The sequence below is a fragment of the Pseudomonas fluorescens genome (genome assembly GCF_004683905.1).
GTDB lineage: Bacteria > Pseudomonadota > Gammaproteobacteria > Pseudomonadales > Pseudomonadaceae > Aquipseudomonas > Aquipseudomonas putida_A.
The window spans coordinates 1,818,543-1,832,351 of sequence record NZ_CP038438.1; the positions used below are offsets into that span (position 1 = coordinate 1,818,543).

Genomic DNA, 13,809 nt, shown 5'->3' on the forward strand with positions numbered 1-13,809 from the left:
AACAATAATCTGTGCTGCGAGGATAAAAACAATGAACGACAGCATTTACCTCTCGATTCAAAACAGCCCGCGCTTCAAGGAGCTGGTGCGAAAAAGAGAAAAATTCGCCTGGATACTCTCGGCGATCATGCTCGGGCTGTACTCCGGATTCATCCTGCTGATCGCATACGGGCCGCAAGTGCTCGGGGCGAAACTCAGTCCCGGGTCGTCGATTACCTGGGGTATTCCGATTGGTGTCGGCCTGATTGTCTCGGCCTTCATCCTGACCGCGATCTACGTACGGCGCGCCAATGGCGAGTTTGACGACCTGAACAATGCGATTCTCAAGGAGGCTCAGCAATGATCCGGCGTCTACTGGCTTTTTTGAGCATCGCAGCGTTCGCTCCAGCCGTCTGGGCCGCTGACGCCTTGACCGGCGAAGTCCACAAACAACCGCTCAACGTTTCCGCGATCGCCATGTTCGTGGTGTTCGTCGGCGCCACCCTGTGCATCACCTACTGGGCGTCCAAGCGCAACAAGTCGGCCGCCGACTACTATGCGGCGGGCGGCAAGATCACCGGGTTCCAGAACGGTCTGGCGATTGCCGGTGACTACATGTCGGCGGCGTCCTTCCTGGGGATTTCCGCGCTGGTGTTCACCTCCGGCTACGATGGCCTGATCTATTCGATCGGCTTCCTGGTGGGCTGGCCGATCATTCTGTTCCTGATCGCCGAGCGCCTGCGTAATCTGGGTAAATACACCTTTGCCGACGTGGCGTCCTACCGCCTCGGGCAAACCCAGATCCGCACCCTGTCTGCCTGCGGCTCGCTGGTAGTGGTGGCGTTCTACCTGATCGCGCAAATGGTTGGTGCCGGCAAGCTGATCCAGCTGCTGTTCGGTCTCGACTACTACGTCGCGGTGATTCTGGTCGGTATCCTGATGTGCATGTACGTGCTGTTCGGCGGCATGCTGGCGACCACCTGGGTGCAGATCATCAAGGCGGTGCTGTTGCTGTCCGGTGCCTCGTTCATGGCGCTGATGGTGATGAAGCACGTCAACTTCGACTTCAACATGCTGTTCTCCGAAGCGATCAAGGTTCACCCGAAAGGTGAAGCGATCATGAGCCCGGGCGGTTTGGTGAAAGATCCGATTTCGGCGTTCTCCCTCGGTCTGGCCCTGATGTTCGGTACCGCTGGTCTGCCGCACATCCTGATGCGCTTCTTCACCGTGAGTGACGCCAAAGAAGCCCGCAAGAGCGTGCTGTACGCCACCGGCTTCATTGGTTACTTCTACATCCTGACCTTCATCATCGGCTTCGGCGCGATCCTGCTGGTCAGCACCAACCCGGCCTTCAAGGATGCGGCGGGCGCTCTGCTCGGCGGCAACAACATGGCGGCGGTGCACCTGGCTGACGCGGTGGGTGGCAGCATCTTCCTCGGCTTCATCTCGGCGGTGGCGTTCGCGACCATTCTGGCGGTGGTGGCGGGTCTGACCCTGGCCGGTGCTTCGGCGGTATCGCACGACCTGTATGCCAGCGTGATCAAGAAGGGCAAGGCCAACGACAAGGATGAGATTCGTGTGTCGAAGATCACCACCATCGCCCTGGGTGTGCTGGCGATCGGTCTGGGCATCCTGTTCGAGAGCCAGAACATCGCGTTCATGGTCGGCCTGGCGTTCTCCATCGCGGCGAGCTGCAACTTCCCGGTGCTGTTGCTTTCGATGTACTGGAAGAAACTGACCACCCGCGGCGCGATGGTCGGTGGCTGGCTGGGGCTGGTGAGTGCGGTGGGGCTGATGATCCTTGGCCCGACCATCTGGGTGCAGATTCTGCATCATGAGAAGGCGATCTTCCCTTACGAGTACCCGGCGCTGTTCTCGATGGTGATCGCGTTCATCGGGATCTGGTTCTTCTCGATTACCGACAAGTCCGCAGCAGCCGAGAACGAGCGGGCGCTGTTCTTCCCGCAGTTTGTGCGTTCACAGACTGGCCTTGGGGCGAGCGGGGCGGTCTCGCACTAAGTTCTGGTTACGTGGTTTGAGTGAAATGCCCTGGTTGAGAGATCGGGGCATTTTTTTTGTGGGCGGTTATCGGACTCGGGCCTTGGTGTTTGGTGGTTATCGAGTACATATCCGTTGCTGCGGTAACGGCCACTTAGGGTTCCGCCCTTACGGCGGGTCACTTTTGGCAAACGCCCCAAAAGTAACCAAAAGGTCTATGCCCTGACGTTCGGCCCTCGCTTAGGCTCGGGTTCCTTCGCTGCGGGATTCATCCGGGGGGCAGCGCCTACGGTTTGCTTCGCTGCACCTCCTCTCGCTGTGTTTGGCTGCGCCAAACGGTCGCTGCGCTCCCACCCCCGGATCAATCCCTCCACTCAGCCTGCCGACGGGCCCTCAGATCAAAAGCGGTACTCGAGCTAACGCTCATTGTGTTGAGTGGTGGAAAAGCATGCGGTCGGCTTGTGTTCTGTGTTGGATCTACCCCTCACCCCAGCCCTCTCCCAAGGGAGAGGGAGCCGATTTTTGAGCCTTTCAGAACCTGAGTTCGACTGGGTGTTTCACGTCGGCGTAACTCTCCCAAGCACCGCGATCAGTCCCCTCTCCCTCCGGGAGAGGGCTAGGGTGAGGGGCTCTTGATCTGGTTTTTGATCTGGCTTTGGCTTTTGATCTTTTGCCCCTTCGGCAGGCCGAGCGTAGGTGTCCATCCGGGGGGTAGGCGCGCAGCGCCATGCGGCGTAGCCGCATACATCGAGAGGAGGTGCAGCGAAGCAAACCGGAGGCGATGCCCCCGGATGGACACCGTAGCGAGGGAATACTGAGCCTCAGCGAAGTGCCGTACGCCGGGGCAAAGCCTTTTGGGTTACCTTTTCGGCGTTTGGAAAAGGTGACTCGCTGTAAGAGCGAAACCATAGGAGGCCGTTACCGCAGCAACGGATATATACCCAAAACCCCAAAACCCAGTCGGCCCACAGGCCGCTGCGACCAGACAAACAAAAACGGCCTCTATATAAGAGGCCGTTCCCGATACAACTTCAAGACGTTATCGCAAGACAAGCCTTATTTGCGGTCTTCCAGCTTGGTGATATCACGCGACTCGTAGCCAGTGTACAACTGGCGCGGACGGCCAATCTTGTACGGGCTGGAGAGCATTTCTTTCCAGTGCGAGATCCAGCCCACAGTACGCGCCAGAGCGAAGATCACGGTGAACATGCTGGTTGGAATGCCGATCGCCTTGAGGATGATCCCCGAGTAGAAGTCGACGTTCGGGTACAGCGAGCGCTCGATGAAGTACGGGTCGGTCAGCGCGATCTCTTCCAGGCGCATGGCCAGTTCGAGTTGCGGATCGTTGTTGATGCCCAGTTCCTTCAGTACTTCGTCGCAGGTCTGCTTCATGACAGTCGCGCGAGGGTCGCGGTTCTTGTAAACGCGGTGACCGAAGCCCATCAGTTTGAACGGATCGTTCTTGTCCTTGGCCTTGGCGATGAACTTGTCGATGTTGGACACATCGCCAATCTCGTCAAGCATGGTCAGAACGGCTTCGTTCGCACCGCCGTGGGCAGGGCCCCACAGTGCGGCGATACCGGCGGCGATACAGGCGAACGGGTTGGCACCCGAGGAACCTGCCAGGCGCACGGTGGACGTCGATGCGTTCTGCTCGTGGTCGGCGTGGAGGATGAAGATCCGGTCCATGGCCTTGGCGAGTACCGGGCTGATCGGTTTGATCTCGCACGGGGTGTTGAACATCATGTGCAGGAAGTTTTCCGCGTACGTCAGGTCGTTGCGCGGGTACATCATGGGTTGGCCCATGGAGTACTTGTAAACCATCGCTGCCAGGGTCGGCATCTTGGCAACCAGACGGATCGCGGAGATTTCGCGATGCTGCGGGTTATTGATGTCCAGGGAGTCGTGGTAGAAGGCCGAGAGGGCGCCGACTACGCCGCACATGACGGCCATCGGATGGGCGTCGCGACGGAAGCCGTTGAAGAAGGTTTTCAGCTGCTCGTGAACCATGGTGTGGTTTTTCACGGTGCTGACGAACTGGGCCTTCTGTTCTGCAGTCGGCAATTCGCCGTTGAGCAGCAGGTAGCAGGTTTCCAGGTAGTCCGACTTTTCAGCCAGCTGTTCGATCGGGTAGCCGCGGTGCAACAGAATGCCGTTGTCGCCGTCGATATAGGTGATCTTCGATTCGCACGAGGCGGTCGACATGAAACCCGGGTCGAAAGTGAAGCGGCCCGTGGCCGTCAGGCCCCGAACATCGATTACATCGGGACCAACGGTGCCGGTTAAAATGGGCAGCTCGACGGGGGCTGCGCCCTCGATGATCAACTGCGCTTTTTTGTCAGCCATGTGGCCTCCTATTTATGCTTGAACCATCAGACAGACCCCCCACGCAGGGCCCGCACCACTATAGTGAGATAAATTCGAATGTCAATTTGCCTAAAGTCTTGCTCCAGAAGGCTTTAAGCGCACTTTTTCCTCGAAATTGACTGCCATTTACGCCTTTTATACGACTTGTGCAATCAGCTATTTGGGGTAGGTGATTGCGTTGTCATTAGTAGCCTAACTGTCTATACTCGGCCACCGACCGCCAAGGGCTTTTGGGCTTGCTTTCATTGGGGGTCGCATCCCTGGGTGGTGGTTACCTGACCAGTGCACTCCCCAACAACTTTGCCCTGATTGTTAGGGGCTCTTCAGTGTGAAAAAAAAGCCGTGAAAAGCCAACGACCTGTAAACCTAGACCTAAGGACCATCAAACTCCCAGTCACTGCTTACACGTCCATTCTTCACCGTATCTCCGGTGTCATCCTCTTCGTGTGCCTTGCCATCATGCTTTACGCATTGGACAAGTCGCTGAGCTCCGAGGAAGGCTTCGGTCAGGTGAAAGCGTGTCTGACCAGTCCGCTAGCCAAGCTAGTGATTTGGGGCATCCTGTCCGCTCTGCTGTATCACCTGGTTGCCGGTGTGCGCCATTTGATCATGGACATGGGCATCGGTGAGACGCTGGAAGGCGGCAAGCTGGGCTCGAAAATCGTTATCGCCGTTTCCGTGGTGGTAATCGTTCTGGCAGGAGTCTGGATATGGTAACTAACGTCACGAACCTCTCGCGTTCGGGCCTCTATGACTGGATGGCGCAACGTGTGTCGGCGGTCGTTCTCGCGGCTTACTTCATTTTTCTGATCGGATACGTCGTGGCCCACCCAGGCCTCGAGTACGCCCAGTGGCATGAACTGTTCGCCCACAACGGGATGCGTATTTTCAGCCTCCTGGCCCTTGTTGCTCTCGGCGCTCACGCCTGGGTCGGCATGTGGACCATCGCGACTGACTACCTGACGCCAATGGCGTTCGGCAAGTCCGCGACGGCTATACGTTTCCTTTTCCAGGCAGTATGCGGCGTTGCGATGTTCGCTTACTTCGTCTGGGGTGTGCAGATTCTCTGGGGTATCTGAGTCATGGCTAACATTCCAACGATTTCTTTCGACGCCATCATTATTGGTGGTGGCGGTGCCGGCATGCGCGCTGCGCTGCAGCTGGCGCAGGGCGGTCACAAGACTGCGGTGATCACCAAGGTTTTCCCGACCCGTTCGCACACTGTATCCGCCCAGGGCGGCATCACCTGCGCGATCGCGTCCGCTGACCCGAACGATGACTGGCGCTGGCACATGTACGATACCGTCAAGGGTTCCGACTACATCGGTGACCAGGACGCTATCGAATACATGTGTCAGGAAGGCCCGGCTGCCGTTTTCGAGCTGGACCACATGGGTCTGCCGTTCTCGCGTACCGAGCAAGGCCGTATCTACCAGCGTCCGTTCGGTGGTCAGTCCAAGGACTACGGTAAAGGCGGTCAGGCTGCCCGTACTTGCGCAGCGTCCGACCGTACCGGTCACGCACTGCTGCACACCCTTTATCAGGGCAACCTGAAAGCCGGCACCACGTTCCTGAACGAGTACTACGCTGTTGATCTGGTAAAAAACCAGGAAGGCGAGTTTGTCGGTGTGATCGCGATCTGCATCGAAACCGGCGAAACTTCGTACATTCGCGCCAAGGCCACCGTACTGGCTACTGGCGGTGCTGGCCGTATCTACGCCTCCACCACCAACGCCCTGATCAACACCGGTGACGGCGTTGGCATGGCGCTGCGTGCTGGCGTGCCGGTACAAGACATCGAAATGTGGCAGTTCCACCCGACCGGCATCGCTGGCGCCGGTGTACTGGTGACCGAAGGTTGCCGTGGTGAAGGTGGTTACCTGATCAACAAGCACGGCGAGCGTTTCATGGAGCGTTATGCTCCGAACGCGAAAGACCTCGCGGGTCGTGACGTGGTTGCCCGCTCGATGGTTAAAGAAATCATCGCCGGCAACGGTTGCGGTCCGAATGGCGACCACGTAATGCTCAAACTCGACCACCTGGGCGAGGAAGTGCTGCACAGCCGTCTGCCAGGCATCTGCGAACTGTCGAAGACTTTCGCCCACGTTGACCCGGTGGTTGCTCCGGTTCCGGTTGTTCCGACCTGCCACTACATGATGGGCGGCGTTGCCACCAACATTCATGGTCAGGCGATCACCCAGAACGCCGAAGGCGTGGATCAGATCATTCCTGGTCTGTTCGCGGTAGGTGAAGTGGCTTGCGTATCGGTACACGGTGCCAACCGTCTGGGCGGCAACTCGCTGCTCGACCTGGTGGTATTCGGCCGCGCTGCCGGCCTGCACCTGGAAAAGGCGCTGACCGACGGCATCGAATACGACGACGCTACCGAAGCCGACATCGAAGCTGCCCTGTCGCGTTTGAACGCGCTGAACGGCCGTACCGATGGCGAAGACGTGGCTACCCTGCGTCGCGAGCTGCAAAGCTGCATGCAGAACTACTTCGGTGTATTCCGCACTGGCGAATACATGCAGAAGGGTATCGCTCAGCTGGCCGATCTGCGCAAGCGCATCGCCAACGTGAAGATCAACGACAAGTCGCAAGCGTTCAACACCGCGCGTATCGAAGCTCTGGAACTGCAAAACCTGCTGGAAGTGGCTGAAGCTACCGCCATCGCGGCCGAAGTACGTAAAGAGTCCCGCGGCGCTCACGCCCGTGAAGACTTCGAAGACCGTGACGACGAAAACTGGCTGTGCCACACCCTGTACTTCCCGGGTGAGAAACGCGTCGCCAAGCGTGCCGTAAACTTCTCGCCGAAGACTGTTCCGACTTTCGAACCTAAAGTCCGGACTTATTAAGGGTGATCGCCATGTTGCAAGTCAGTGTTTATCGCTACAACCCTGATCAGGACGCTGCGCCGTTCATGCAGGAATTCCAGGTCGATACCGGTGGTAAAGACCTGATGGTGCTGGACGTGCTGGCCCTGATCAAAGAGCAGGACGAGGGTTTCTCCTATCGTCGCTCTTGCCGTGAAGGCGTCTGCGGCTCCGACGGCATGAACATCAACGGCAAGAACGGCCTGGCGTGCATCACGCCGCTGTCCGCTGTCGTAAAAGGCAACAAGTTGATCGTTCGTCCGCTGCCAGGTTTGCCGGTCATCCGTGACCTGGTTGTCGATATGAGCATCTTCTACAAGCAATACGAGAAGGTTAAGCCTTACCTGCAGAACGACACGCCGGCTCCGGCCATCGAGCGTCTGCAGTCCCCTGAAGAGCGTGAAAAGCTCGACGGTCTGTACGAGTGCATCCTGTGCGCCTGCTGCTCGACCTCGTGCCCGTCCTTCTGGTGGAACCCGGACAAGTTCCTGGGCCCGGCTGCCCTGCTGCAAGCGTACCGCTTCCTGGCAGACAGCCGTGACACCAAGACGTCCGAGCGTCTGGCTTCGCTCGATGACCCGTTCAGCGTCTTCCGCTGCCGGGGCATCATGAACTGCGTCAACGTATGTCCGAAAGGCCTGAACCCGACTAAGGCCATCGGTCACATCCGTAACATGCTGCTTTCGAGCGGCGTGTGATTCAGCTGCTGTAACCGTAGAACCGCTGTAACGAAGAGGCTGTGGCGCGGGCTTCAACCCGCGTCATGGCTATAACCAGAGCAGTAGCCACAAGCTGCAGCTCTTATTTTGAAGAAATGAGACAAGCAGGGGCATCCGGGCTGGTACCCGGACTATCAGCGTGATCCTAAGTGGCTTGTTTTGGTCGCTGCATTCGGACTTCTGCAAGTTTGCTCGGTATTGACGCCGATGGTGTTCCCCTAACCGAGGGTGACCAAGCATGCAAGAAAGCGTGATGCAGCGCATGTGGAACAGCGCCTACCTTTCAGGTGGAAACGCTGCCTATGTGGAAGAGCTTTATGAGCTCTACCTGCACGACCCTAACGCTGTGCCAGAAGAGTGGCGCACCTACTTTCAGAAGCTGCCTGCCGACGGCAGCTCTGCCACTGATGTTTCGCACTCCACAATTCGCGATCATTTCGTGCTGCTGGCAAAGAACCAGCGCCGCGCCCAACCGGTTTCCGCCGGGAGCGTGAGCAGTGAGCACGAGAAGAAGCAAGTTGAAGTGCTGCGATTGATCCAGGCCTACCGTATGCGTGGCCACCAGGCAGCCCAGCTTGACCCGCTGGGGCTGTGGCAGCGTCCTGCACCTGCAGACCTGTCGATCAATCATTACGGCTTGACCAATGCCGATCTTGATACGACCTTCCGTGCCGGCGACCTGTTCATCGGCAAAGAGGAAGCGAGCCTACGCGAAATTCACGAAGCGTTGCAGCAGACATATTGCCGCACCATCGGCGCTGAATTTACGCACATCACCGATTCCGAGCAGCGCCAGTGGTTCCAGCAGCGTCTGGAAAGCGTGCGTGGTCGTCCGACGTACTCCGCCGACATCAAGAGCCACCTGCTTGAGCGCGTGACTGCCGGTGAAGGCCTGGAAAAATACCTGGGCACCAAATACCCGGGCACCAAGCGTTTCGGTCTGGAAGGCGGCGAAAGCCTGATCCCGATGCTCGACGAGCTGATCCAGCGTTCCGGTTCCTACGGCACCAAGGAAGTCGTCATCGGCATGGCCCACCGTGGCCGTCTGAACGTGCTGGTCAACACCTTCGGCAAGAACCCGCGCGAGCTGTTCGACGAGTTCGAAGGCAAGAAGAAGGTCGAGCTGGGTTCCGGTGACGTCAAATACCACCAGGGCTTCTCGTCCAACGTGATGACCACTGGCGGTGAAGTTCACCTGGCCATGGCGTTCAACCCGTCCCACCTGGAAATCGTTTCCCCGGTGGTAGAAGGTTCGGTTCGCGCCCGTCAGGATCGTCGTAACGACCCGACCGGTGAGAAGGTGCTGCCGATCTCCATCCACGGTGACGCTGCATTCGCAGGTCAGGGCGTGGTCATGGAAACCTTCCAGATGTCGCAGACCCGCGGTTTCAAGACCGGCGGTACCGTGCACATCGTGATCAACAACCAGGTGGGTTTCACCATCAGCAACCCGCTGGACTCGCGTTCCACCGAGTACGCCACCGACGTTGCGAAGATGATCCAGGCGCCGATCCTCCATGTGAATGGTGATGATCCGGAAGCCGTGCTGTTCGTGACCCAGCTGGCCATCGATTACCGCATGCAGTTCAAGCGTGACGTGGTGATCGACCTGGTCTGCTACCGTCGTCGCGGCCACAACGAGGCCGACGAGCCAAGCGGCACCCAGCCGCTGATGTATCAGCAGATCACCAAGCAGCGCACCACCCGTGAGCTGTACGCTGATCGTCTGACTCAGGCCGGTGTACTGGACGCTGAACGTGTTCAGGCCAAGGTCGACGAGTACCGCAACGCGCTGGACAACGGTCTGCACGTAGTGAAATCGCTGGTCAAAGAGCCGAACAAAGAGCTGTTCGTGGACTGGCGTCCGTATCTGGGCCACGCCTGGACTGCGCGTCACGACACCCGTTTCGATCTGAAGACCCTGCAGGAACTGTCCGCCAAGCTGCTGGAAATTCCGGAAGGCTTCGTGGTTCAGCGTCAGGTCGCGAAGATCTACGAAGACCGTCAGAAGATGCAAGCCGGCGGCCTGCCGATCAACTGGGGTTACGCCGAAACCATGGCGTACGCGACCCTGGCGTTCGAAGGTCACCCGATCCGCATGACCGGTCAGGACATCGGCCGCGGTACGTTCTCGCACCGTCACGCTGTGCTGCACAATCAGAAAGACGCGGGCACCTACATTCCGCTGCAGAACCTGTACGACGGTCAGCCACGCTTTGACCTGTACGACTCGTTCCTCTCGGAAGAAGCGGTATTGGCCTTCGAATATGGTTACTCGACCACCACGCCAAACGCGCTGGTGATCTGGGAAGCCCAGTTCGGCGACTTCGCCAACGGTGCACAGGTTGTTATCGACCAGTTCATCACCAGCGGCGAACACAAGTGGGGCCGTCTCTGCGGTCTGACCATGCTGTTGCCACACGGCTACGAAGGTCAGGGCCCTGAGCACAGCTCGGCTCGTCTTGAGCGTTACCTGCAGCTGTGCGCCGAGCACAACATTCAGGTGTGCATGCCGACCACCCCGGCCCAGATCTACCACTTGCTGCGTCGTCAGGTGATTCGCCCGCTGCGCAAACCTCTGGTAGTGCTGACGCCGAAGTCGCTGCTGCGCCACAAGCTGGCCGTCTCGACCCTGGAAGATCTGGCTGAAGGTTCGTTCCAGACCGTGATCCCGGAAATCGATGCCCTGGACCCGAAAAAGGTCGAGCGCGTTGTTCTGTGTAGCGGCAAGGTCTACTACGACCTGCTGGAAAAACGTCGTGCCGAAGGCCGTGACGATATCGCCATCGTGCGTATCGAGCAGCTGTATCCATTCCCTGAGGACGACTTGAAAGAAGTCCTGGCGCCTTACACCAACGTCAAGCATGCCGTCTGGTGTCAGGAAGAGCCGATGAACCAGGGCGCCTGGTACTGCAGCCAGCATCACCTGCGTCGCAGCATCGGTAACCTCGACAAGTCTCTCGTACTCGAGTACGCGGGCCGCGAGGCTTCTGCTGCCCCAGCATGTGGTTACGCATCGATGCACGCCGAGCAGCAGGAAAAACTGCTGCAAGACGCGTTTACCGTTTAACGCCTTCGCGCACCTGAAACCGAATTTAAGGAACCACAGATAATGGCTATCGAGATCAAAGCCCCCACTTTCCCGGAATCGGTTGCCGATGGCACCGTTGCCACCTGGCACAAAAAACCGGGCGACGCCGTCAAGCGTGACGACCTGATCGTCGACATCGAAACCGACAAGGTCGTACTGGAAGTGCTGGCTACCGCCGACGGCGTGCTGGGCGCAATCGTCAAAAACGAAGGCGACACCGTTCTGTCCGACGAAGTCCTGGGCTCGATCGAAGCGGGCGGCGCTGCTGCCGCTGCTCCAGCCGCCGCTGCTGCTCCGGCCGCTGCTGCCGCTGCCCCGGCTGCTGCCGAAGGCGAAGACGATCCTGTTGCTGCTCCGGCTGCGCGCAAGCTGGCTGAAGAAAACGGCATCAACATCGCTTCCGTTGCCGGTACCGGCAAAGGCGGTCGTGTGACCAAGGAAGACGTGGTCGCTGCTGTAGCCGCGAAGAAAGCCGCTCCGGCTGCTGCTCCTGCAAAAGCCGCTGCTCCAGCCGCTGCTGCTCCGGTATTCGCTGCCGGTGATCGCGTTGAGAAGCGCGTACCGATGACCCGTCTGCGTGCCAAGGTTGCCGAGCGTCTGGTTGAAGCCCAGTCGAACATGGCAATGCTGACCACGTTCAACGAAGTCGACATGACCGAAGTCATGGCCCTGCGTTCGAAGTACAAGGACCTGTTCGAGAAGTCCCACAACGGCGTACGCCTGGGCTTCATGTCGTTCTTCGTCAAGGCTGCCACCGAAGCGCTGAAACGCTTCCCGGCGGTCAACGCTTCGATCGACGGTGCAGACATCGTTTACCACGGCTACGCCGACATCGGTGTTGCCGTTTCCAGCGACCGTGGTCTGGTCGTTCCGGTTCTGCGTAACGCCGAGCTGATGAGCCTGGCTGAAATCGAAGGCGGCATCGCCACGTTCGGCAAAAAAGCCCGTGACGGCAAACTGTCGATGGAAGAGATGACCGGCGGTACCTTCACCATCACCAACGGTGGTACCTTCGGTTCGATGATGTCGACTCCGATCGTCAACCCGCCGCAGGCAGCGATTCTGGGCATGCACAACATCATCCAGCGTCCTATGGCCATCAACGGTCAGGTCGTGATCCGTCCGATGATGTACCTGGCACTGTCCTACGATCACCGTCTGATCGATGGCAAAGAAGCTGTAACCTTCCTGGTGACCATCAAGAACCTGCTGGAAGATCCGGCTCGTCTGTTGCTGGATATCTGATAGAAGCAGCCATGCGCTGCGGGTGGCGTACCGTCGGCAACGGCGGTACGGCCCGCAGCGCGCGGCTTGAAGCTTTTCGCTAAAGAGGATTTTTTGAATGTCGCAGAAATTTGACGTAGTAGTGATCGGTGCCGGCCCTGGCGGCTATGTAGCTGCCATCAAGGCCGCGCAGCTGGGTCTCACCACTGCCTGCATCGAGAAGTACACCGACGCTGAAGGCAAACAGGCCCTCGGCGGTACTTGCCTGAACGTCGGCTGCATTCCGTCCAAGGCGCTGCTGGACAGCTCCTGGAAGTACAAGGAAGCCAAAGAGAGCTTCAACGTTCACGGTATCTCGACCGGCGAAGTCAAAATGGACGTCGCTGCGATGGTTGGCCGTAAGGCTGGCATCGTCAAGAACCTGACTGGCGGCGTTGCCACCCTGTTCAAGGCCAACGGCGTTACCTCGATCCAGGGCCACGGCAAGCTGCTGGCTGGCAAGAAAGTCGAAGTCACCAAGCCGGACGGTTCGGTTGAAGTCATCGAAGCCGAAAACGTCATCCTGGCTCCAGGTTCGCGTCCGATCGACATTCCGCCGGCTCCGGTCGATCAGAAAGTCATCGTCGATTCGACTGGCGCTCTGGAATTCCAATCCGTACCTAAGCGTCTGGGCGTGATCGGCGCTGGCGTGATCGGTCTGGAACTGGGTTCGGTGTGGTCGCGTCTGGGTTCCGAAGTGGTTGTCCTCGAAGCACTGGACACCTTCCTGATGGCAGCGGACACCGCTGTTTCCAAGGAAGCGCTGAAAACCCTGACCAAGCAAGGTCTGGACATCAAACTGGGCGCTCGCGTAACCGGTTCGAAAGTGAACGGCGACGAAGTCGTGGTTAACTACACCGATGCCAACGGCGAACAGTCCATCACTTTCGACAAGCTGATCGTAGCCGTTGGTCGCCGTCCGGTGACCACTGATCTGCTGGCTGCCGACAGCGGCGTGACCCTGGACGAGCGCGGTTTCGTGCACGTTGACGATCACTGCGCCACCACCGTACCGGGCGTCTACGCCATCGGTGACGTGGTGCGCGGCATGATGCTGGCGCACAAGGCCTCGGAAGAGGGCATCATGGTTGTCGAGCGCATCAAGGGCCACAAAGCCCAGATGAACTATGACCTGATCCCTTCGGTTATTTATACTCACCCGGAAATCGCGTGGGTTGGCAAAACCGAGCAGGCCTTGAAAGCCGAAGGCGTTGAAGTTAACGTCGGCACCTTCCCGTTCGCCGCTTCCGGCCGTGCCATGGCCGCCAACGATACCGGTGGTTTCGTCAAGGTCATCGCTGATGCCAAGACTGACCGCGTATTGGGCGTGCACGTAATTGGCCCGAGCGCTGCAGAACTGGTTCAGCAGGGCGCGATCGGTATGGAATTCGGTACCAGCGCTGAAGACCTGGGCATGATGGTTTTCTCCCATCCGACCCTGTCTGAAGCCTTGCACGAAGCTGCTCTGGCTGTGAATGGCGGCGCCATCCACATTGCCAACCGCAAGAAGCGTTAAGAC

10 protein-coding genes are annotated in these 13,809 nt (G+C 58.7%); 9 read left to right on the forward strand and 1 reads right to left on the reverse strand.

Going from position 1 to position 13,809, the window contains the following annotated elements; genetic code table 11:
* The first annotated feature begins 31 nt into the window (after positions 1-31).
* Together E4T63_RS08290 and E4T63_RS08295 are read left to right on the forward strand one after the other, a co-directional pair.
* Positions 32-343 (forward strand): DUF485 domain-containing protein, encoded by a 312-nt coding sequence (locus E4T63_RS08290; RefSeq protein ID WP_027613950.1) that lies wholly within the window; start codon positions 32-34, stop codon positions 341-343.
* A complete protein-coding gene (locus E4T63_RS08295) occupies positions 340-1,998 on the forward strand; it encodes a cation acetate symporter (RefSeq protein WP_135295241.1) in 1,659 nt (552 codons plus the stop codon). Before E4T63_RS08290 ends, E4T63_RS08295 begins: the two co-directional genes overlap by 4 nt.
* Before the next feature lie 1,035 nt (positions 1,999-3,033).
* Here E4T63_RS08295 and gltA read toward each other — a convergent pair.
* On the reverse strand, positions 3,034-4,323 hold the full coding sequence (gltA, locus tag E4T63_RS08300; RefSeq protein ID WP_003222994.1) for a citrate synthase: 1,290 nt from the start codon (positions 4,321-4,323) through the stop codon (positions 3,034-3,036).
* Positions 4,324-4,686: 363 nt separating this feature from the next.
* Between gltA and sdhC the strand changes: the two genes are divergently transcribed.
* The 7 genes from sdhC (at position 4,687) to lpdA (ending at position 13,806) form a co-directional block, all read left to right on the forward strand.
* Positions 4,687-5,061: a succinate dehydrogenase, cytochrome b556 subunit gene (sdhC, locus tag E4T63_RS08305; protein WP_016773673.1), complete on the forward strand. Its 375-nt coding sequence runs from the start codon at positions 4,687-4,689 to the stop codon at positions 5,059-5,061.
* The gene (gene sdhD, locus E4T63_RS08310; protein ID WP_003222999.1) at positions 5,055-5,423 is read left to right on the forward strand and encodes a succinate dehydrogenase, hydrophobic membrane anchor protein; all 369 of its coding nucleotides are present in this window, start codon (positions 5,055-5,057) and stop codon (positions 5,421-5,423) included. Before sdhC ends, sdhD begins: the two co-directional genes overlap by 7 nt.
* A 3-nt stretch (positions 5,424-5,426) precedes the next feature.
* Entirely contained in the window at positions 5,427-7,199 is a 1,773-nt protein-coding gene (gene sdhA / locus E4T63_RS08315) for a succinate dehydrogenase flavoprotein subunit (RefSeq protein WP_007962857.1), read from the forward strand.
* Positions 7,200-7,210: 11 nt separating this feature from the next.
* The gene (locus E4T63_RS08320) at positions 7,211-7,915 is read left to right on the forward strand and encodes a succinate dehydrogenase iron-sulfur subunit (RefSeq protein ID WP_003223007.1); all 705 of its coding nucleotides are present in this window, start codon (positions 7,211-7,213) and stop codon (positions 7,913-7,915) included.
* Positions 7,916-8,174: 259 nt separating this feature from the next.
* Positions 8,175-11,006, forward strand: coding sequence for a 2-oxoglutarate dehydrogenase E1 component (locus tag E4T63_RS08325; RefSeq protein ID WP_027614036.1), 2,832 nt, complete (start codon positions 8,175-8,177; stop codon positions 11,004-11,006).
* A 42-nt stretch (positions 11,007-11,048) separates the two neighbouring features.
* The gene (gene odhB / locus E4T63_RS08330; protein ID WP_003223011.1) at positions 11,049-12,272 is read left to right on the forward strand and encodes a 2-oxoglutarate dehydrogenase complex dihydrolipoyllysine-residue succinyltransferase; all 1,224 of its coding nucleotides are present in this window, start codon (positions 11,049-11,051) and stop codon (positions 12,270-12,272) included.
* Between the two features lie 97 nt (positions 12,273-12,369).
* Positions 12,370-13,806: a dihydrolipoyl dehydrogenase gene (gene lpdA / locus E4T63_RS08335; RefSeq protein ID WP_007962860.1), complete on the forward strand. Its 1,437-nt coding sequence runs from the start codon at positions 12,370-12,372 to the stop codon at positions 13,804-13,806.
* Positions 13,807-13,809 lie beyond the last annotated feature (3 nt).